This is a genomic window from Streptomyces sp. TLI_146 (assembly GCF_002846415.1).
In the GTDB taxonomy this organism is placed as follows: domain Bacteria; phylum Actinomycetota; class Actinomycetes; order Streptomycetales; family Streptomycetaceae; genus Streptomyces.
The window spans coordinates 4,324,348-4,342,681 of sequence record NZ_PJMX01000001.1; the positions used below are offsets into that span (position 1 = coordinate 4,324,348).

At 73.3% G+C, this 18,334-nt stretch carries 17 protein-coding genes; 8 read left to right on the forward strand and 9 right to left on the reverse strand.

What is annotated here, in order from left to right; genetic code table 11:
- The first annotated feature begins 15 nt into the window (after positions 1 to 15).
- Entirely contained in the window at positions 16 to 414 is a 399-nt protein-coding gene (locus tag BX283_RS19300; RefSeq protein WP_257583137.1) for a hypothetical protein, read from the forward strand.
- A gap of 52 nt (positions 415 to 466) precedes the next feature.
- Positions 467 to 1,465: a GlxA family transcriptional regulator gene (locus BX283_RS19305; protein ID WP_101388816.1), complete on the forward strand. Its 999-nt coding sequence runs from the start codon at positions 467 to 469 to the stop codon at positions 1,463 to 1,465.
- Here the strand turns inward: BX283_RS19305 and BX283_RS19310 are convergent.
- From BX283_RS19310 to BX283_RS19325, 4 genes are all read right to left on the reverse strand, one after another.
- Entirely contained in the window at positions 1,385 to 2,623 is a 1,239-nt protein-coding gene (locus BX283_RS19310; protein ID WP_101388817.1) for an MFS transporter, read from the reverse strand. The genes BX283_RS19305 and BX283_RS19310 overlap by 81 nt on opposite strands.
- 66 nt (positions 2,624 to 2,689) lie before the next feature.
- Positions 2,690 to 3,739: a Zn-dependent alcohol dehydrogenase gene (locus BX283_RS19315; protein WP_101388818.1), complete on the reverse strand. Its 1,050-nt coding sequence runs from the start codon at positions 3,737 to 3,739 to the stop codon at positions 2,690 to 2,692.
- The gene (locus BX283_RS19320) at positions 3,736 to 4,875 is read right to left on the reverse strand and encodes an acyl-CoA dehydrogenase family protein (protein ID WP_101388819.1); all 1,140 of its coding nucleotides are present in this window, start codon (positions 4,873 to 4,875) and stop codon (positions 3,736 to 3,738) included. The genes BX283_RS19315 and BX283_RS19320 overlap by 4 nt, the downstream gene beginning before the upstream one ends.
- A gap of 338 nt (positions 4,876 to 5,213) precedes the next feature.
- On the reverse strand, positions 5,214 to 6,134 hold the full coding sequence (locus BX283_RS19325; protein WP_101388820.1) for an SDR family oxidoreductase: 921 nt from the start codon (positions 6,132 to 6,134) through the stop codon (positions 5,214 to 5,216).
- 86 nt (positions 6,135 to 6,220) lie between these two features.
- Between BX283_RS19325 and BX283_RS19330 the strand changes: the two genes are divergently transcribed.
- Positions 6,221 to 7,159, forward strand: a complete 939-nt coding sequence (locus tag BX283_RS19330; RefSeq protein WP_101388821.1) for a cyclase family protein — start codon at positions 6,221 to 6,223, stop codon at positions 7,157 to 7,159.
- Between the two features lie 294 nt (positions 7,160 to 7,453).
- Here the strand turns inward: BX283_RS19330 and BX283_RS19335 are convergent, their stop codons facing one another.
- The 3 genes from BX283_RS19335 to BX283_RS19345 form a co-directional block, all read right to left on the reverse strand.
- A complete protein-coding gene (locus tag BX283_RS19335) occupies positions 7,454 to 7,945 on the reverse strand; it encodes an ATP-binding protein (protein ID WP_101388822.1) in 492 nt (163 codons plus the stop codon).
- 370 nt (positions 7,946 to 8,315) lie between these two features.
- On the reverse strand, positions 8,316 to 9,188 hold the full coding sequence (locus BX283_RS19340) for an acyl-CoA dehydrogenase family protein (RefSeq protein WP_101388823.1): 873 nt from the start codon (positions 9,186 to 9,188) through the stop codon (positions 8,316 to 8,318).
- A complete protein-coding gene (locus BX283_RS19345) occupies positions 9,188 to 10,321 on the reverse strand; it encodes an acyl-CoA dehydrogenase family protein (RefSeq protein ID WP_101388824.1) in 1,134 nt (377 codons plus the stop codon). The genes BX283_RS19340 and BX283_RS19345 overlap by 1 nt, the downstream gene beginning before the upstream one ends.
- A 142-nt stretch (positions 10,322 to 10,463) precedes the next feature.
- Here BX283_RS19345 and BX283_RS19350 point away from each other — a divergent pair, with 142 nt between their 5' ends.
- Complete coding sequence (locus BX283_RS19350; RefSeq protein WP_101392459.1) at positions 10,464 to 11,972, forward strand: class I adenylate-forming enzyme family protein; 1,509 nt, start codon at positions 10,464 to 10,466, stop codon at positions 11,970 to 11,972.
- A gap of 269 nt (positions 11,973 to 12,241) precedes the next feature.
- Here BX283_RS19350 and BX283_RS19355 read toward each other — a convergent pair whose 3' ends face one another.
- Positions 12,242 to 12,616 (reverse strand): STAS domain-containing protein, encoded by a 375-nt coding sequence (locus BX283_RS19355; protein WP_101388825.1) that lies wholly within the window; start codon positions 12,614 to 12,616, stop codon positions 12,242 to 12,244.
- Positions 12,617 to 12,856: 240 nt separating this feature from the next.
- Between BX283_RS19355 and BX283_RS19360 the strand changes: the two genes are divergently transcribed.
- The 3 genes from BX283_RS19360 to BX283_RS19370 all read left to right on the forward strand — a co-directional run bounded on the left by BX283_RS19360 (position 12,857) and on the right by BX283_RS19370 (position 16,299).
- Positions 12,857 to 13,438, forward strand: a complete 582-nt coding sequence (locus BX283_RS19360) for a sigma-70 family RNA polymerase sigma factor (protein ID WP_101388826.1) — start codon at positions 12,857 to 12,859, stop codon at positions 13,436 to 13,438.
- Positions 13,435 to 14,664 (forward strand): zf-HC2 domain-containing protein, encoded by a 1,230-nt coding sequence (locus tag BX283_RS19365; RefSeq protein WP_101388827.1) that lies wholly within the window; start codon positions 13,435 to 13,437, stop codon positions 14,662 to 14,664. Before BX283_RS19360 ends, BX283_RS19365 begins: the two co-directional genes overlap by 4 nt.
- Before the next feature lie 330 nt (positions 14,665 to 14,994).
- On the forward strand, positions 14,995 to 16,299 hold the full coding sequence (locus tag BX283_RS19370) for a hypothetical protein (RefSeq protein WP_101388828.1): 1,305 nt from the start codon (positions 14,995 to 14,997) through the stop codon (positions 16,297 to 16,299).
- 46 nt (positions 16,300 to 16,345) lie between these two features.
- Here BX283_RS19370 and BX283_RS19375 read toward each other — a convergent pair whose 3' ends face one another.
- Positions 16,346 to 17,683: an ABC transporter substrate-binding protein gene (locus BX283_RS19375; RefSeq protein WP_101388829.1), complete on the reverse strand. Its 1,338-nt coding sequence runs from the start codon at positions 17,681 to 17,683 to the stop codon at positions 16,346 to 16,348.
- A 182-nt stretch (positions 17,684 to 17,865) separates the two neighbouring features.
- Between BX283_RS19375 and BX283_RS19380 the strand changes: the two genes are divergently transcribed.
- The gene (locus BX283_RS19380) at positions 17,866 to 18,303 is read left to right on the forward strand and encodes a hypothetical protein (protein WP_257583140.1); all 438 of its coding nucleotides are present in this window, start codon (positions 17,866 to 17,868) and stop codon (positions 18,301 to 18,303) included.
- The last annotated feature ends 31 nt before the right edge of the window (positions 18,304 to 18,334 follow it).

Sequence of the window (18,334 nt, forward strand, 5' to 3'; positions counted from 1 at the left end):
CAGGAGGTCCCACCCATGGCCGACCCCATCACCGACCCCGTCGCGCTCGGTGTCCGCGCCGCGGCCCGGCGGCTCGCCCCGCAGACCCACCCCGGGCTCCCCGACGACGTGGAGGCCGCGCTGTACGCGCGCGGCGCCGCCGTCCGCCCCGACCAGTACACCGACCTCGACTCCCTCGGCACGCTGATCGTGAGCATCGCGACCCTGGCCTGGACGGTCCACAACGACCTGAAGAGCAGAGCGGCGGCGCCCCGGCGCGAGGTGACCGTGCGGTACGTGCGGGACCAGCTGGAGCTGGACGACGCGCTGCCGCCCGCGCTCGGGCCTGCCGAGCGGGACCGGATCGTCGGCATCACGGTCGACGAGGTCCTCGACGCGGCGGACCGGCAGGACGAGCCGGAGCAGCCCCAATAGCGATGGCCTGATCGGCATGGCCCGAAGAGATCGGGCCACATACACTCGACCCATGACCACGCCCCCGCCCCACCGCGTCGTCGTCCTCGCCCTCGACGGCCTGCTCCCCTTCGAGCTCGGCATCCCGCAGCGGATCTTCGGGAAGGCGCGGGGCGCTGGGCGGGAGGCGTTGTACTCCGTGACAACCTGTTCCGTGCGGGCGCCGGGGCCCGTGCAGACCGACGCCGACTTCGCCGTGCTCGTCGAGAACGGGCCCGAGGCACTGGCCCTCGCCGACACCGTGGTCGTGCCCGCCTCGCACGAGCTGGGGCCGGTGTACGAGGAGGGCGTGCTCACGGACGAGCTCGCGCGGGCCTTCGCGTACGTACGGCCGGGGACGCGCATGGTGTCCATCTGCACCGGGAGCTTCGTGCTGGCCGCCGCCGGGTACCTGGACGGGCGGCCCGCCACCACCCACTGGTGGCACGCCGAGCACTTCCAGCGGCTCTTCCCGTCCGTCGCCGTCGACCCGGACGTGCTGTTCGTCGACGACGGGGACGTGCTCACCTCGGCCGGGGTCGCCGCCGGGATCGACCTGTGCCTGCACCTGGTGCGGCGCGACCACGGGGCGGCGGTCGCCAACGACGTGGCGCGCCGGACCGTGGTGCCGCCGCACCGCGAGGGCGGGCAGGCCCAGTACATCGAACGGCCGCTCCCCGCCCCGCAGTTGGCGACCACCACGGCCGCCCGCGCCTGGGCGCTCGGGCGCCTGGACGAGCCGATCCAGCTGCGGGACATGGCAGAGCAGGAGGCGATGTCCGTACGGACGTTCACGCGCCGGTTCCGCGAGGAGACGGGGCTCAGCCCCGGGCAGTGGCTCACCCAGCAGCGCGTGGAGCGCGCCCGGCACCTGCTGGAGTCGAGCGACCTGTCCGTGGACCGGATCGCCCGCCTCGCCGGATTCGGTACGGCGACCTCGCTGCGCCAGCACCTACAGGCTGCGCTCGGGGTCCCGCCGACCGTCTACCGGCGCACCTTCCGCGCGGCCGGAAGCGACTCCGTCGCCGGCTGAGCGGTCGCGCTCCGGCTCCCGCAGCACCCCGACCACCGTCAGCAGCAGCGTGAGACCCACCCCGGCCAGGATCGCCGTCGAGGGCGCCACCGAGCGCAGCAGGACGCCGGAGAGGGTGCCGGTGAGCGCGTAACCGGCGCCGACGGCCGCGTACATCACCGAGTACCCGGCGGCCAGCGCGCTCGGCGGCAGCACCTCGCGCAGCAGCATGTTGCGGGTGAGCATCGCCCCGGCCTGCAGGACGCCCGCGAGCACCAGGAGCCCGGCCAGCCACACCGCGCCCGGCACCAGCGCGACGAGCGCCACGCACCCCGAGACCGCCAGCAGCAGCACCAGGCTCTGCGCGCGCAGGGCGCCGGGCCACGAGCGCAGCCCGTACACGAACGCGCCCGCCGCCGACCCCGCCGAGAACCCGGCGAGCAGCGGGCCCGCCCAGCCGAGCGCGATGCCGCGCTGCTCCAGGAGGGCGGGCAGGACGAGTTCGGCCAGGGCGAGCAGGGAGATGCCGGCCGCGCCGGTCACGTACACCGGCCAGGCCCGCCACAGCACCCGGCGCATCGGCTCGCCGCCCCGGTCGGCGGTGTCGGCCCGCCAGCCCGGCGGCAGCGCCCACAGCCCGGCGACGGCGGCGGCCATCAGCCCGGCCGCGAGCAGCATCGGAAGGTACGGGCGCACGCTCAGCGCCAGCCAGGTGGTGACGGCCGGGGTCACCGACCAGATGCCGAAGATCAGCATCGACTCGGCGCTGACCGCCTGCTGGACCGCCTTCTCGGGCACCATCGCGGCGAGCATCGCGCGCAGTCCCCCGGAGGTCGCGGCGGGCGCCGCCCCGGCGACGAACGCGGCGGCGCCGAGCACCACCGGGTGCGCGTCGTGGGCGAGTCCGAGCGCGGCGAACCCGACGGCCCCGCCCGCGAGCCCCAGCGCCAGGTGCGGCCGCGCCCGCTCGGCGCGCATCCGCATGCCGAGCAGGGGGGCGCCGACTATCTCGCCGAGTACGTAGACGGCGGCGAGCACCGCGCCGAGGGTGTACCCGCCGGGCCGGTCGCGGACCATGAAGACGACGCCCAGCGGCGCCATCGCGACCGGAGCACGCGCCCCGACGGCGACCAGCGCCCAGGTCAGAACGGGTCGCGTGGCCAGGTCGCGGTAGCTCATGGGGCTGAAGATAGCCCGGGGGCGAGGGGTGCCCACAAACGGATTTCGGCGCCCGGAGGACGCCCCTCAGAAGGTCAGCACCGCGCGCGCCACCCTCCCCTGCCGTGTGTCCTCGACCGCCTTGGCGAAGTCCTCGACGGGGTACGTCCGCGTCACCAGCTCGTCGAGGAGCAGAACGCCGCTGCGGTACAGCTCGGCGTACCGGGGGATGTCGTGCTGCGGCCGCGAACTCCCGTACCGGCAGCCGAGGATCGACTTGTCCAGGAACATCGCGGCGGGCGCGAACGTCGCCTCCACGTCCGGCGCGGGCATCCCGAGCAGGATCGCCTGGCCGTGCCGGTCGAGCAGGTCGACGGCCTGCCGGACGAGCCCGGCGTGGCCCACGCACTCGAAGACGTGGTCGGCGCCGGTCGCCAGGATCTCCCGCACTCCGTCCACCGACGGCAGGAAGTGGGTGGCGCCGAACTGCCGGGCGGCGGCCTCCTTCGCCGGGTTGGTGTCGACAGCGACGACCGTCCGCGCACCCGCGATCCGGGCGCCCTGAAGGACGTTGAGGCCGATGCCGCCGGTGCCGATGACGACGACGGTGTCACCGCGGTCGACGCGCGCCCGGTTCAGTACGGCGCCCACGCCGGTGAGGACGGCGCACCCGATGAGCGCGGCGGAGGACAGCGGCAGATCGGGGGGAATCCGCACGGCTTGGACGGCCTTGACCACCGTGTGTTCGGCGAAGGCGGAGTTGGCGGCGAACTGGTGGACGGGGGCGCCGCCGCGCGAGAACGGCCGCCCGGGCCGTCCGATCGCCTTGCGGCACATGGTGGGCCGCCCCCGGTCGCAGTCGGCGCAGGCCCCGCAGTTGGCGAGGGTGGAGAGTGCCACGTGGTCGCCGGGGGCGACATGGGTGACGCCCGCCCCGACCGCCTCGACGACGCCCGCGCCCTCGTGGCCGAGCACCACGGGCACGGGGAAGGGGATCGTGCCGTCGACCACGGACAGGTCGGAGTGGCAGAGCCCGGCGGCGGCGATCGCCACCCGGACCTCGCCGGGCCCCGGGTCGCGTACCTCCAGGTCGTCGACCACCCGCGCGTACGTCCCGTCGAACAGAACACCTCTCACTGGCCCCGTGCCTCCCTCGGCAGGCCGAGCACGCGCTCGGCGATGATGGTGCGCTGGATCTCGTCGGAGCCGCCGTAGACGGTGTCGGCCCGGGAGAAGAGGAACAGGCGCTGGAGCGGGTCGAGTTCGTACGGCCGCTCCTCGCTCCAGTCGTGCGGAGAGACCGTGCCGGCCGCGCCCCGCACGGCCATGGCGAGCTCGCCGAGGCGCTGGTGCCAGCCGCCCCAGAGGAGTTTGGCGACGCTGGGGGCGGCGGGGTCGTCCCCGCCCAGGGTGCGCAGGGCGTTCCAGCGCATGGTGCGGAGTTCGGCCCATTGCCGGACGAGCCGGTCACGGAGGAGGGGGTCGAGACGGTCGCCGGTCTGCTGGATCACCTGCTCCAACTCCGCCTCGAACCCGATCTGCTGGGCCAGGGTGGAGACTCCGCGCTCGGCGGCGAGGAGGTCCACGGCGACGCGCCAGCCGTTGCCCTCGCCGCCGACGACGTGCTCGGGGTCGGCGCGGGCCCCGTCGAAGAAGACCTCGTTGAACTCGCTCGTCCCCGTCAGCTGCCGGATCGGCCGCACCTCGACCCTGCCGTCCGGCTGGTCCATCGGGACGAGCAGGAGGGAGAGCCCGTGGTGGCGGTGCGAGCCGGGTTCGGTACGCGCGAGCACGAAGCACCAGTCGGCTTCGTGGGCGTGCGAGGTCCAGATCTTCTGCCCGGTGAGGCGGTACGCGCCGGTGGCGTCGCGGACGGCCGTGGTGCGGACGGCGGCGAGGTCGGATCCGGCGCCGGGTTCGCTGTAGCCCTGGCACCAGATCGTCTCGCCGCGGGCGATGCCGGGGAGGAAGCGGGCCTGCTGGGCGGGGGTGCCGTGGGTGAGGAGGGTGGGGGCGAGGAGGTTCTCCCCGATGTGGCCCGGCCGGGGCGGGGTGTTCGGTGTCCGGGCGTACTCCTCGGCCCAGACGATCTGCTGGGTGAGGGTGGCGGGGGGGTTCCCGTACGGCGTGTCGCCCCACCCGAGACCGATCCACCCGCCCTCGCCGAGGGTGCGCTCCCAGGCGCGTCCCGACGGGTCGGGGGGGTGGGCGTCGAGCCAGGCGCGGGCGTGGTGGCGGAAGGTGTCGTCTTCCGGGGGGAAGGTGAAGTCCATTGCGGGTGCCTCTCTGGTCGCGTGGTGGTGCCTGTCCCCCGCCCCGCCCCTTCCCTGAAGCCCTCTGGCGGGCGGCCGGAGCCCCGTCTTCGCCTGCGGACCGTGCTGGGTTGCTCGCGCAGTTCCCCGCGCCCCTGAAATGCTCGGCTTCGCCATCGCACTCCCCGCGCCCCTTAGGTGCCGCTGCGCGGCAATCCCCTGGGCGGCCCGGAGGGGCGCATTTAGGGGCGCGGGGAACTGCGCGACCAGCCGTCCACGGTCCGCAGACGAACGAAGCGGGGTGCAGGGGCCGCAGGCCCCGCAAACGGGGGTCGGGGCGGGGCCCCGGGAAAACCGCCTCAGCCCGCCGCGTTCGGGCGCGCCCCCGTACCCGCCGCCCGCTCCATCTCCCCAACCCGCTCCAACAGCGGCATGGGATCCACCCCCACACCCCCCGGCAGGAAATCCGCGATCCGCTCCGGCGTCCACGTACCCTCCGCCACATACCCCGCCCGAAGCTCCCGCGGCTGCGCCCACACCGCGATCTTGGGTCCGGCCACGGTGTACACCTGCCCGGTGATCCCGGCCGCCCGGGCCCGTTCGCTCAGCAGATAGACCACGAACGCCGCCACGTCCTCCGGCTCGCCGATCTCCTTGAGTTCGAGGGGAACGTTGGCCGACATCCGGGTACGGGCGACGGGCGCGACCGCGTTGGCCGTGACCCCGTACTTGTGCAGCCCCAGCGCCGCACTGCGCACCAGCGAGATCACACCCCCCTTCGCCGCGCTGTAGTTCGCCTGCGCCACACTCCCCTGGTGGTTGCCGCTGGTGAACCCGATCAGCGTCCCCGTGCCCTGCTTCCGCATCACCGCGGAGGCGGCCCGGAACACCGTGAACGTGCCCTTGAGGTGGGTGGCGACCACCGGGTCCCACTCCTCCTCCGTCATGTTGAAGAGCATGCGCTCGCGCAGGATCCCCGCCACGCACACCACCCCGTCCACCCGGCCCCACCGGGTGAGCGCGGTGTCGACGATCCGCTGGCCGCCCGCCATCGTGGAGATGTCGTCGGCGACCGCCACCGCCTCGCCGCCCGCAGCCTCGATCTCCTTGACCACCGCGTCCGCGATCTCGCTGCTGGGCGAGGCGCCGTCGATCGAGACGCCGTAGTCGTTGACGACGACCTTCGCGCCCTGGGCCGCCGCCGCGAGCGCCACCGCACGGCCGATGCCGCGCCCCGCACCGGTCACGGCGACCACTTTGCCTGCCAAGAAGTTCCCCACGCCCGGCCCCTTCCCGCGGTTTCTGACGGACCGTTAGATTTTAGGGCCCGGCAGCCACCGGAAGACAAGACCCAGGGAGGGCCCACATGCCAGCAGCCTCCGCACTGCCCCCCGAGTTCCACGACATCGCCAAACGCGTGAACAACTGGGGCCGTTGGGGTCCGGACGACGAGATCGGCACGCTCAACCTGATCACCGACGACGTCGTACGCGAGGCCGCCGCCACCGTCCGCGCAGGCCGCCGCATCCCCCTCGCACTCCCCCTGGAGCAGAACGGCGTCCAGACCGGGCTGATCCCCGGCCGGGTCAACCCGCTGCACACGATGGTGCAGATCAACCAGGAGATCTTCGGTCCCGGCACCGTCGCCACCAGCGACGACGCCGTGACGTTCGGGCTCCAGGCCGCCACCCACTGGGACGCCCTCACCCACGTCTCGCACTCCGGCCGCATCTACAACGGCCGCCCCGCCACCACCATCACCGCCCACGGCGGCGCCGAGTTCAGCGGGATCGACAAGCCCCGCCACCTCGTCTCGCGCGGCGTCCTGCTCGACGTGGCCCGCGCCCACGGCGTGGACCGGCTGCCCGGGGACCACGCGGTCACCCCGGAGGACCTGGCGGCGGCCGAGGAGCTGGGCGGCGTCACCGTACGCGCGGGCGACATCGTGCTCGTACGCACCGGGCAGATCCAGCTCTGTCTGGGCGGCGACAAGCACGCGTACGGCTTCCCCTCGCCGGGCCTCTCGCTCCGTACGCCCGAGTGGTTCCACGCGCGCGATGTCGCGGCCGTGGCCAACGACACCCTCACCTTCGAGATCTTCCCGCCGGAGGTCGAGAACCTGTGGCTGCCGGTGCACGCGCTCGATCTGGTGGAGATGGGGATGCTCCAGGGCCAGAACTGGAATCTCGAAGAGTTGTCCACAGCCTGTGCGCAAGAGCGGCGGTACGCGTTCTGGCTGTCGGCGATGCCCGAGCCGTTCGTGGGCGCCACGGGGACGCCGGTCGCGCCGGTCGCCGTGCTCTAGCCGCCGCACTCCAGGGCCTGCACCTCCACGGGTGGCGGCGCGTCATGCGCACCCCGAGCACGGCACGGCGGCCGCCACCCGGCTGCGGCGTGCTCGCCCTGCTCCCCATGCCCTGAAGGAGCCTTGCCCTGAGCTCACGCCGAGCCACGACCCGCACTCGCCGAGGAGAGCCAGGACCGGCCCAGGACGGACCAAGGGCCAGTCCGCGCCCTCGGCGTCCCCTCGCGACGAATCGCTCATCCAAGGGTGATCAGGCCGACACGACGCGTCAACACCTAGTGAAAGCTATGCCGCTTACGCCCGATTTGTGACAGCGCACGACGGCTCATACGCGCCCGGCTCGAACGCCCCGCCGGTGCGCTCCGGCGCGCCCCCGTCGCAGCACCGGTCCACTTCGCACCAGATCGACTTGCCCGCGCCCTCGGGCTGCCAGCCCCAGCGGTCGGCGAGGCCGTCGACCAGTTCAAGGCCCCGGCCGTTGGTGTCGTCGCCGTCCGCGTGGCGCGGCTTGGGGGCACACGCGCTGGTGTCGGCCACCTCGACCCGGACCGTACCGCCGTCGGCCGGCCCGCCGACAGGGCCGAAGAGCATCCGCAGCACGGCGGGGCAGCCGGTGTGCACCACCGCGTTGGTGACGAGCTCCGAGATCAGCAGGATCAGCGTCTCGGCGAGCGGCTCATCCAGCCGTATCCCCGACCCGGCCAGCCGTGAGCGGGCCCATCTGCGAGCGCGCCCCACCTCTGCGGGGTCGGCTCCGACCTCCAACTGAACCTGAAGCACCTGCACCGCTCACACCATCCGAACCGGCGGACACATCGCCTCGCGCCTCGACAAGTTCACGGAACGTGATTTCCTTACGAGACAGCATGGTTGACGTACAGTCACCGCAACAAGCGCTTCAGGCATATTCCAGCGCGAAGGAGTACGCGTGGTGCATACTGTGCGACGCACATTGCGGGGGGTCGAACAGGGGCGCGCAGGATGCCTGGGGGATCGCACCCCACGGAGGGTACCCGAGGGCGGCCCCGACTCCGGCGCGTGACGAGTCCGGCTAAGGACACAACCCGGTATCGACGCTCGGTGACGCTTCATCACGCTTCGGCCAACACTTCGGCCAACACTTCGTCAGACCGCCTGCCGGCCCCACGTGTGCGGGTCACATCGCCTCCTCCAGCGCCGCCGCCTGGAGCTCCCGTGCCCGGGCCGGCGTCGGCCACCGCTCGCGCCGCAGCCACGCCCGCTTCAGATGCAGATGTACCTCCGCCTCCCAGGTGAAGCCCATCCCGCCGTACACCTGGAGGCAGTCCCGCGCGCACCGCACAGCCGCCTCGTCGGCCAGCAGCTTGGCGCCCACGCTCTCCACCGGGTCGCCGGTCACGGCCGCCGCGTACACGGCGGCCCGGGCCACCTCGGTACGCACCAGCATCTGCGCGCACAGGTGCTTGACCGCCTGGAAGGCTCCGATGGGCTGCCCGAACTGCTCGCGTTCGCGGGCATATTGGACCGCGAGCTCCGTGGTGCGGCCCGCGCTGCCCAGTTGCTCGGCGGCGGTCAGCAGCGCCCGTTCCGGCGGCCCCCCGTCCCCGCCGCCCGGGAGCCGGTGCAGCGGGGTGAGCGGGTCGGCCGAGCGGATCGACTCGGCGCCGGTGGCGTCCCCCCGTACGACGTCGGCCTCCGCCAGCCACTCCACCAGGCCGCCGTCGGGCGCGGTCACCACCGTGTCGCCCTCGGCCGCGCCCTCCACCAGGCCCGCCGCCAGGTGGGTGGCGATCAGCGGGCCGGGGAGCAGCGCCCGCCCGGCCTCCTCGAAGAGCAGCACCGCCTCGGGCAGCCCGAGCCCCACCCCACCCGCCTCCTCCGGCAGCCGCAGCGCGAAGAACCCGGACTCGCCGAGCGCCCGCCACAGGCCCCGGTCGAGCCCGCCTCCGTCGACGGCGGCCCGCAGCGCCGTGGCGTCGAAGCGCCGGGCGAGCAGCTCCCGTACGCCCGCCTTCAAGGCCCTTTGGTCGTCGTCGAGTTGGAAGTCCATCAGCGGCCCTTCGGCAGGCCGAGGATCCGCTCGGCGACGATGTTCTGCTGGATCTGCGAGGTGCCGGCGGCGATGGTGTACGAGAGCGAGGACAGCCGGTCGCGGGTCCACTCGCGGCCGAGGTCGAGGGCGTCGGGGCCCAGGACGGCGGCGGCCGCGTCGTAGAGCTCCTGGCGGGCGTGCGAGTAGCGGAGCTTGAAGACCGAGCCGCCGACCCCGGGAACCCCTCCGGTGTGCTCCGACTCGCTGACATTCCACTGGATCAGCCGCCATAGAGCACCGAACTCGGCGTGCAGGGCGCCCAGTTGGCGCCGGATCACCGGGTCGTCCCAGGTGCCGTTCTTGTGGGCCGCGCGGGCGAGCTCCACCAGGACGCGGCGGCAGGCGACCACCTCGCCGACGAAGGCCGTGCCGCGCTCGTACGACAGCGTCACCATGGTCACGCGCCAGCCGTCGTTCTCGGCTCCGACCCGGTTGCCGACCGGGATCCGCACCTCGTCCAGGAAAAGCTGGGCGAACTCGTCCGACCCGGCCAGCGTGCGCAGCGGCCGCACCGTGATGCCGGGCGCGTCCATGGGCATCGCCAGCCAGGTGATGCCCCGGTGCTTGGGCGCGTCCGGGTCGGTGCGCACCAGCAGTTCGCACCAGTCGGCGACCTCCGCGTGCGAGGTCCAGATCTTGGCGCCGCTCACCACGTACGCGTCCCCGTCGCGCACCGCCCGGGTCCGCAGCGCCGCCAGGTCCGAGCCCGCGTCGGGCTCACTGAACCCCTGACACCACACCTCGTCCCCGCGCAGCACCGGCTCCAGCCACTGCGCGCGCTGCTCCTCGGTTCCCTCGGCCGCGATGGTGGGCCCGGCGTGCAGCAGCCCCACGAAGTTCGCGCCGACATAGGGCGCCCCCGCCCGCTCGGTCTCCTCCAGGAAGATCAGCCGCAGGGTGGCGGACGCGCCCCAGTGCACGCGCGCGTACCCGGCGTCGTAGAGCCTGCGCTGCCAGCCGGTGTCGTACGCGCGCCGCCCCGGCCAGTCCAGCGGGTCCGGCTTCGGCGGCAGCGTCGGCAGCACGGCCGCCAGCCACTCCCGCAGCCGCGCCCGGAAGTCTTCCTCCTCGTCGGTGTACGTGAGGTCCACTACGAGCGGTCCTTCCGGCTGGCATTTCTGATGGTCCGTCAGAAATAAGGCTAACCCCGAGCCCCTGGACCGACAAGGCGGTGCGGCCTACGCTCTGGCACGATCTGACACATCGTCAGTTGTCGTGTTCTTGGGGGTCGAAGTGAACGACACCGCACACGCACTGGGCGCCTCGCGCACCCTCTGGGAACTGGTCGCCCGGCGCGCCGCCCTCACCCCCGACCGGCCCGTCCTGCTCCAGGACGACCGCGCCCTGACCTTCGGCGAGCTGCGCGACCGCGCCGAGCGGGTGGCGGCGGGTCTGTACGGCATGGGCGTACGGCCCGGCACGGTGGTCGCCTGGCAGCTGCCGACCCGGATCGAGACCGCGCTCCTCTCGTTCGCCCTGGCCCGGCTCGGGGCCGTGCAGTCGCCCGTCATCCCCTTCTACCGGGACCGCGAAGTGGGCTTCGCGCTGCGGGAGTCGGGGGCGGAGTTCTTCGCGGTGCCCGGGCTCTGGCGCGGGTTCGACCACACCGCGATGGCGGCGCGGCTCGGCGCGCGCGGCGTCTTCGAGGCGTACGGGACGCTCCCCGACGGCGACCCGGCCGTCCTGCCGCCCCCGCCCGCCGACGGCACCACCGTCCGCTGGATCTACTGGACCTCGGGCACCACCTCCGACCCCAAGGGCGTGCTGCACACCGACCGCTCGCTGATCGCGGGCGGCTCGTGCCTGGCGCACGCGCTGCACCTGTCGGCGGACGACGTGGGCTCGATGGCGTTCCCGTACGCCCATATCGCGGGGCCCGACTACACGGTGATGCTGCTCCTGTACGGCTTCCCGGCGGTGATGTTCGAGCAGTTCGCGCTGCCGGACGCGCTGGAGGCGTACCGCAAGCACGGTGTGACGGTGGCGGGCGGGTCGACCGCGTTCTACTCGATGTTCCTGGCCGAGCAGCGCAAGCGGCCGGGCGAGAAGGTCATCCCGTCGCTGCGGCTGCTCGCGGGCGGCGGGGCGCCCAAGCCGCCGGAGGTCTACCGCGCCGTCGTACGGGACATGGGCGTCCAGCTCACCCACGGCTACGGCATGACCGAGGTCCCGATGATCACGATGGGCTCGCCGGACGACACGGAGGAGAACCTCGCGACGACGGAGGGGCGGCCGCCCGAGGGCATGGAGATACGGATCGTCGACGGCGAGGTGCGGCTGCGGGGCGAGGCGGTGTGCCAGGGGTATCTGGATCCGGCGCAGACCGCCGAGGCGTTCGACGCGGACGGGTTCCTGCGCACGGGCGATCTGGGGTTCGTGACACCGAGCGGCCATCTGGTGCTGACCGGGCGGCTCAAGGACGTGATCATCCGCAAGGGCGAGAACATCTCGGCGAAGGAGATCGAGGATCTACTCGCCGCGCATCCTGCGGTGGGGGATGTGGCGGTGATCGGGCTGCCCGACGCGGTGCGGGGGGAGTTGGTGTGCGCGGTGGTGGAACAGCCGCCGGGCGCTGATGAGTTGACCTTGGCCACGGTCACCTCCTACCTGCGGGAGCAGGGGCTGTCCGTGCACAAGCTGCCGGAGCGGGTGGAGGTGGTGGATGCGTTGCCGCGTAATGCCGCGTTGCGGAAGGTGCTGAAGTATCGGTTGCGGGAGAGGTTCGGGGGTGGTGGGGGCTGAGTGGTCGTCTGCGGGTGGTGGTGGGCTGGTCGCGCAGTTCCCCGCGCCCCTTCTTGGCCCGGAGTTCGTCTGCGGGTGTGTGGCGGGTTGCTCGCGCCGTTCCCCGCGCCCCTAACCCCTCCTTCGTCTGCGGGCCGTGGTCGGTTGCTCGCGCCGTTCCCCGCGCCCCTACAGGGCGCCCCGCAGGGGCGCATTTAAGGGGCGCGGGGAACTGCGCGCTCAGTTGGGGACGGCCCGCAGACGGACACCGGGCCAAAGAAGACGGGCGGTTAGGCCGAGAGGGGCTGTTCGTTTTCGCGGGCCGCCGTTGCCACGTCCCCGTAGACGTCGAACAGACGCCGCACCCCCAGCGCCGCCAGAACACGGTTCACGTGGGAGCCATCCACCGCACCCCGCGCCGGGAGGATCAGACGGAGGCGACCGCGACAGGAGCGGAGAAGGCGGCGGGAGGCGATCAGGACGCCCACGCCGCTGGAGTCGCAGAACAGCACCCCCGACAGATCGAGCACCAGATCGTGCCGGCCCGCCGCCACCACCTCATGGACCACCCGCCTGACCTGCGGCGCCGTCACCAGGTCCAGTTCCCCGCGGACGCACACCACGGCCCATCCGCCCTGCTCGGCCTCGTTCACGATCAGCGTCACGCGTCCGGTACCTCTCTGTGCCGTCGGCCCCCGCCCGTCCCCGGCGCGCCTTCCCGGGCCATGGCGCGCGAAACCACTTCGCCCCTACCACGACCTGCCGTTTCGGGGGCGCACTTGCCGTAAAGGAGCGCTCGTTCCCGGTCGCGCGCACTACATTCGAGGAGACACGAGTACACAGGGGCGCGGACAAAAGGCACAAAGCACGCACGACGGTACACGCGTAGACGGTTGGGGAACCGCATGGCGAAGGACGCACCACCTCGCTGGGACCGCAAGATGCAGCAGCGCCTGGCGCGCGGCGAGGCGGCAGCACTCGGTGAGCTCTACGACCGGTTCGCCTCGCTGGTGCACAGCCTGGCCCACCGCGTGCTCGGCGAGGACTCCGCCGCCGACCAGATCACCCGCGAGGTGTTCGGTTACGTGTGGGAGAACCCGGACGCGTACGACCCCAAGCAGGGCTCCATGCGCTCCTGGGTCGCCAAGCTCACCCAGCGCCAGGCCGTGCTGCGGCTGCGCCAGGCCGAGGCCGCGCAGTACGCGGAGCACGGCGGCGGCTCCGCCGAGGAGCTGGAGGCGAAGGTGCGGCGGGCCACCGCGGCCGCCCGCGCCGACTACATCGTGACGTCGATGCCCGCGCCGCTGCGCCAGGCCCTGGAGCTGGCGTACCACCAGCGCCGCGACTACCGGCAGGCCGCCGCCGACCTCGCCATCAGCGAGGACGAGGCCCGGCGCCGGCTGCGGCTCGGGCTCCAGCTGCTCTCCACGGCGAACACCCGCCCGCCGGAGGGCTCCTCGCCGCCCGGTTACGGACGTGCGCTGTGAACGGGCCCGCCGAGCAGGGTCCGGCGCTTCCCGACGACGAGAACGGCACGCCGCGCATACCGCCGCCGCGCCGGGCGGCGGACGACACCGAGCGGCTGCCGTCGCCCGAGCCCGTCCCGCAGCCGGTGGTCCGCTCGCACGCCGTACTGAAATCGCTGCTCGGGGCGTGGGCGCTGGCCGCGTGCTCGGCGGAGGAGACCGAGGCCGTGGAGGCACACCTCACCGCGTGCGCTCCCTGCGCGGACGAGGCGCTGCGGCTGCGGGACGCGGTGGGGCTGCTGCACACCGACCGCAGCCTCGACCTGGACCCGCTGCTGCGGTCCCGGGTCCTGGAGAACTGCCTGGGCCGGCGCCCGGCGCGCATCCCGGTGCCGGACTGGGCGTCCGCGTACGACGCGGAGGCCGCCCGGCTCGACGCGCTGCTCAACGACTTCGGCGACGCGGAGTGGCACGCGCCGGTGCGGCTGAAGTGGTTCGAGCGGGAGCGGCAGGTGAACCGCAAGACCACGGTGGCGGGCGTGATGGGCCATCTGATGGCGGTGGACGGGCTGGTGGCGGCGGCGCTGGGCCTGGACGACCCGGCGGGCTCCGGCCTGCCGTCCGGCCCCACGGCCCGTACCGAGGCCTTCTGGACCTCCACGCGGTTCCCGCTGACCCGGGCGGTACGGGAGCCGTGGCGCGAGCAGACGCACACGCTGATCCGCACGGTGTCGTTCGCGGGCCGGGGCGCGGCCGAACTCGCCGTGCCCTACGGCGACTTCGCACTGCCGCTCCAGGACGCGCTGCTCGACCGGGCCTTCGAGTGCTGGATCCACGCGGGGGACATCGCGGAGGCGGTGGACTACCCGTACGACGCGCCGTCCGGGGCGCATCTGCACCAGATGATCGACCTGGCGGCGCGGATCCTGCCGGACGCGCTGGCGGCCCGGCGCCGGGCGGGTCTGGCACCGCCGCCGCGCCACCTGGTGGCGGCGGGCGCCCCCGGCCGCTCCCTGCGCCTGGAGATCGAGGGCGCGGGAGGCGGTGTCTGGCACATCGCGCTCGACTCGCCCGCGGCGGTCGGCTCGCCCGACCACGAGGTGGCCCACATCGCCCTGGACGGCGTCGAGTTCTGCCGCCTTGCGGCGGGCCACGTGCCGCCGGAGGACGCGGCGGCGGGCCGCCTCGGCGACCGCGAGGCGATCAGGGACGTGATGCTGGCAACGGCGTCGTTGAGCCGGTTGTAGCCCCACCCCGCCCCGGCCCCCGTTCGTCTGCGGACCGTGCTGGGTTGCTCGCGCAGTTCGCCGCGCCCCCTAGGGGGTACGGCCGACGGCGATGGCGAAGCCGAGCCCTTCAGGGGCGCGGGGAACTGCGCGACCAGCCCCCACCGGCCCGCAGCCGAACGCACAACGGGGCCCGGGGGTGTAGCCCCCGGAAGACCGGCTTCACCCATCCCCACCCCGGAGGGTCAGGAAGAGGAGGTGCGGGGGCTGAAACCGGTGGGCGTGGCAACCCGCCCCGGGGACCCGGTAGCGTGGCTTGATGATTCCGTAGTCCCACGCGTAGGAGTCCCGGTGACGCAGAGCCGACAGGGTGACGAGCCGCAGCTGCCCGCTGTACGGCCCGCACACGAGGGCGTCGTGCTGCCCGCCGACGGATCCGCCCCCATACCCCCGGGCCCGCCCGGCGCCCAGCCCTGGGGGCAGCCCTGGGGCCCGCCCCAGCAGGACGCCTGGGCCCGGCCCCTGCCCCCGGAGAGCGGCGACGCCACCCAGTACATCGCCCCCGTCCCGGCGGGCGGCACCGGCGCCGAGCAGACGCAGTACCTGAACGCACCGGCACCGGGCGACTCGGACGCGACCCAGTACATCGCGCCCACCCCCGGCGCCTCCGACGCGACGCAGTACATCGCGCCCGTCCCCGGCGCATCCGACGCCACCCAGTTCATCGCGCCCGTGCCCCCGGCACCCCCGGGCGCCCTCCCGCCGGAGACCGGCGGCGGCGCCGAGGCCACCCAGTACCTGCCCCCGGTCCCGAGCGCCCCCGAAGAGCGGCAGCCGCCCGCCGAGTTCGACAGCCTCTTCCGCACGGACGGGCCCCCGCAGGGCCAACGCCCCGGTGAGAACCAGCAGTTGCCCCGGTTCGCCCCGGCCCCGCCGGTCCAGGTCCAGGTGCAGCCCCAGCAGCCGCCCCAGCCCCAGCAGTACGCGCCCGCGCCGTACGACTCGTACGACGACGAGCCCCCGCGCCGCTCCCGCCTCGGTCTGATCGCCGCCGTCGGCGTCGGTCTCGCCGTCGTCGGGCTCGGCGCCGGATATCTGATCAGCGGCACCGGCGGGGACGGCGGCGCGAAGAAGGACGACAACGCGCCCATCGCCGCGACCACCCCGACCACCGGCGGCGACGGCAAGGCCGAGGCCGACCCCGCCAAGGCGCAGGCCGTCGAGCTCGACAAGCTGCTCGCCGACAGCAACAACAGCCGGGACGCCGTGATCGGCGCGGTCGCCGACATCCGCGGCTGCGACAAGCTGGACGCGGCCGCCACGACCCTGCGCGACGCGGCCCGCCAGCGCGGCGAGCTGGTCACCCGGCTCCAGAAGGTCGCCGTCGACAAGCTGCCGAACAACGCCAAGCTCACCGCCGAGCTCACCAAGGCGTGGCAGGCGTCCGCGTCCGCCGACAACCACTACGCGGCCTGGGCCGACCAGTCCGGCAAGGACAAGGGCTGCAAGCACGGCCACGCCCGCCGTACGCCCGAGGCCGCCCAGGGCGACCGCTCCAGCGGCGAGGCGACCCTCGCCAAGAAGCAGGCGGCGGGGCTGTGGAACGCGATCGCGGGCAAGTACGGGCTGACCAAGCGGTCCTCCGCCCAGCTGTGACCCGTAAGCCAGCTCTGACCCGTAAGGGCTGACGCCGAACGGCGCGTCAGCCCAGGGCCGACGCGTCCTCCAGCGTGGCGCTCACGTCCGTGAAGCCGCGCTGCGCCGCCGTGAGCCGCCCCGCCTTCACCACCTGGAACGTCACCTCGCGGTTGACGATCCGGGGGAAGTCCGGCGCGGCCAGCATGTCCTCGAACTTCCATCGCAGCGTCGGCGTCAGCCCGCCCGTCTCCACGCTGACGCCCTTGTTGAGCGCGCGGACCAGGTCGTGCGCGGCCACGCCGTTCTTGTCCAGCGACTCGACGACCTTCTTCAGGACGGTGTACGCGATCCAGGTCGTCTGGACGCCCGCGTCCGCCGCGTCGATGTTCTCGTCCCGGAACGCCTGCTCCCGGATGACCTGCCGCATCGGCCCCCAGCGGGCGTCGCCCGCCTCCGGGTACCAGCCGGTGATGTACGCGCCCTCGAACGGGCCGTCCGCGCCGCCCGTGCGGTCGATCAGCGGCTGCCCGACCGAGCCGAGCACCGAGGCGATCTGCACCTTCTGCCCCTCGTCCTCGACGCGCCGGAACGAGTCGAAGAACGTCTCCGTGCGGGCCCCGAGGACCGCGGTGACGCACCCCTTGCGGGCCCGTTCCGCCGCCGCCTTCTTGCCGATCCTCCCCGGCAGCTCCGGATCCGCCCCGGCCCGTACGAGCGCCTCCTGGGCCTGCGGGGTGTAGTCGCCCGCGTCCTCGGTCGTACGGATGTCGGCGGACGGCTTGCGGTGGCCGGTGGTCAGGCCGGAGTTGAGGAGTAACGGCATGATGTCGCCGGAGACGGTGTCCGGCCGCACCAGCGAGACCTTCTCGCACCACACCGCGAGCTGTTTGCCGGTGCCGGCGAGCAGCGTGGCCTGGCCGCCGTTGACGGGGTAGGAGAGCGCGCTGGTGAACTCCTCGTCGGAGACGCCGTACCCGCCTATGTACGGGATCCCGGCGGCCTCCAGGGGCGCCATGAAGGCGCGGCCGTGCTGGCTGTAGGAGCCGACGACGGCGACCGCGTTCTCCTTGACCGCCCGGCGCGCGCACTCGGCGGCGCCGGTGGCGGTGTTGTGCTCGTTGCAGGTGAGGACCTGGAGCTTGTGCCCGTCGATGCCGCCGTGCGCGTTGACCCAGCGCGCGTACGCCTGCGCCATGGACGGCATTCCGGGCATATTGGTCGCGCGGGTGCTGTCGGGCGCCCAGGTCATCACGGTGACGGGCTCCCTGGAACCCCCCGTGGTTCCAGGGATCACGCCGCAGCCGGTCACCAGCGAGGCTCCGACCGCCGTACACACGGCGACCAGCGCGGTCGCCACGGAGTGGAAGGGGCGGGGGGAGGAGGAGCTGCGCCATCCGGTCATGTCCCTGCACAATTCCGCCTCATGGGTAACGGGAGAGTGAGCGCTTCCCAACACTGGGTGACACGCGGGTGAATTACGGGGGCGCCTGGGGCCGCGGAGAGTTTGAACGTACGATCGAATGTGTGCAGCAAGGTTCAGCCAGCTCTTCCCGTCGCGGCCGTCGCTCCTCCACCATGGGCGGCATGCCGTTGAATGACATGCCGTGGTGGCGCTGGCGCGCGAACGTGCGGTCCGCGCTGCACATGCTCTCCGACGAGACCTTCCAGCAGGAGGTGTGGCTGGCCGGGCAGGAGGGGTACGGGGACATCACCGACGCCGTGTACCGGCTGGTGGAGGACACCTGGCTGGACAACTGGTCGGCCGAGAAGTACGTGGGCACGGTCTTCCGCGACTCCGGCGAGGCCGCCCTAGTCGACGTGGCGGTGCTGCGGGTGCTGCGGATCATGCACCAGGTCGGCGCGGACGCCCCGGTGTCGGCGTTCCTGGCCCACCACGGGTGGCCGGAGGCGGTCCGGGCGGCGCGCGAGGCGCACGTACGGCTGGCGGCGAACGACGGGGACGACCCGGACGCGCAGCCGCGCTCCCTGGAGGTCCTGCGCATCCTGACGCGGGCTGCGTAGGGGTCCGCATCCTGAGCGGGGGCAGGTGAGG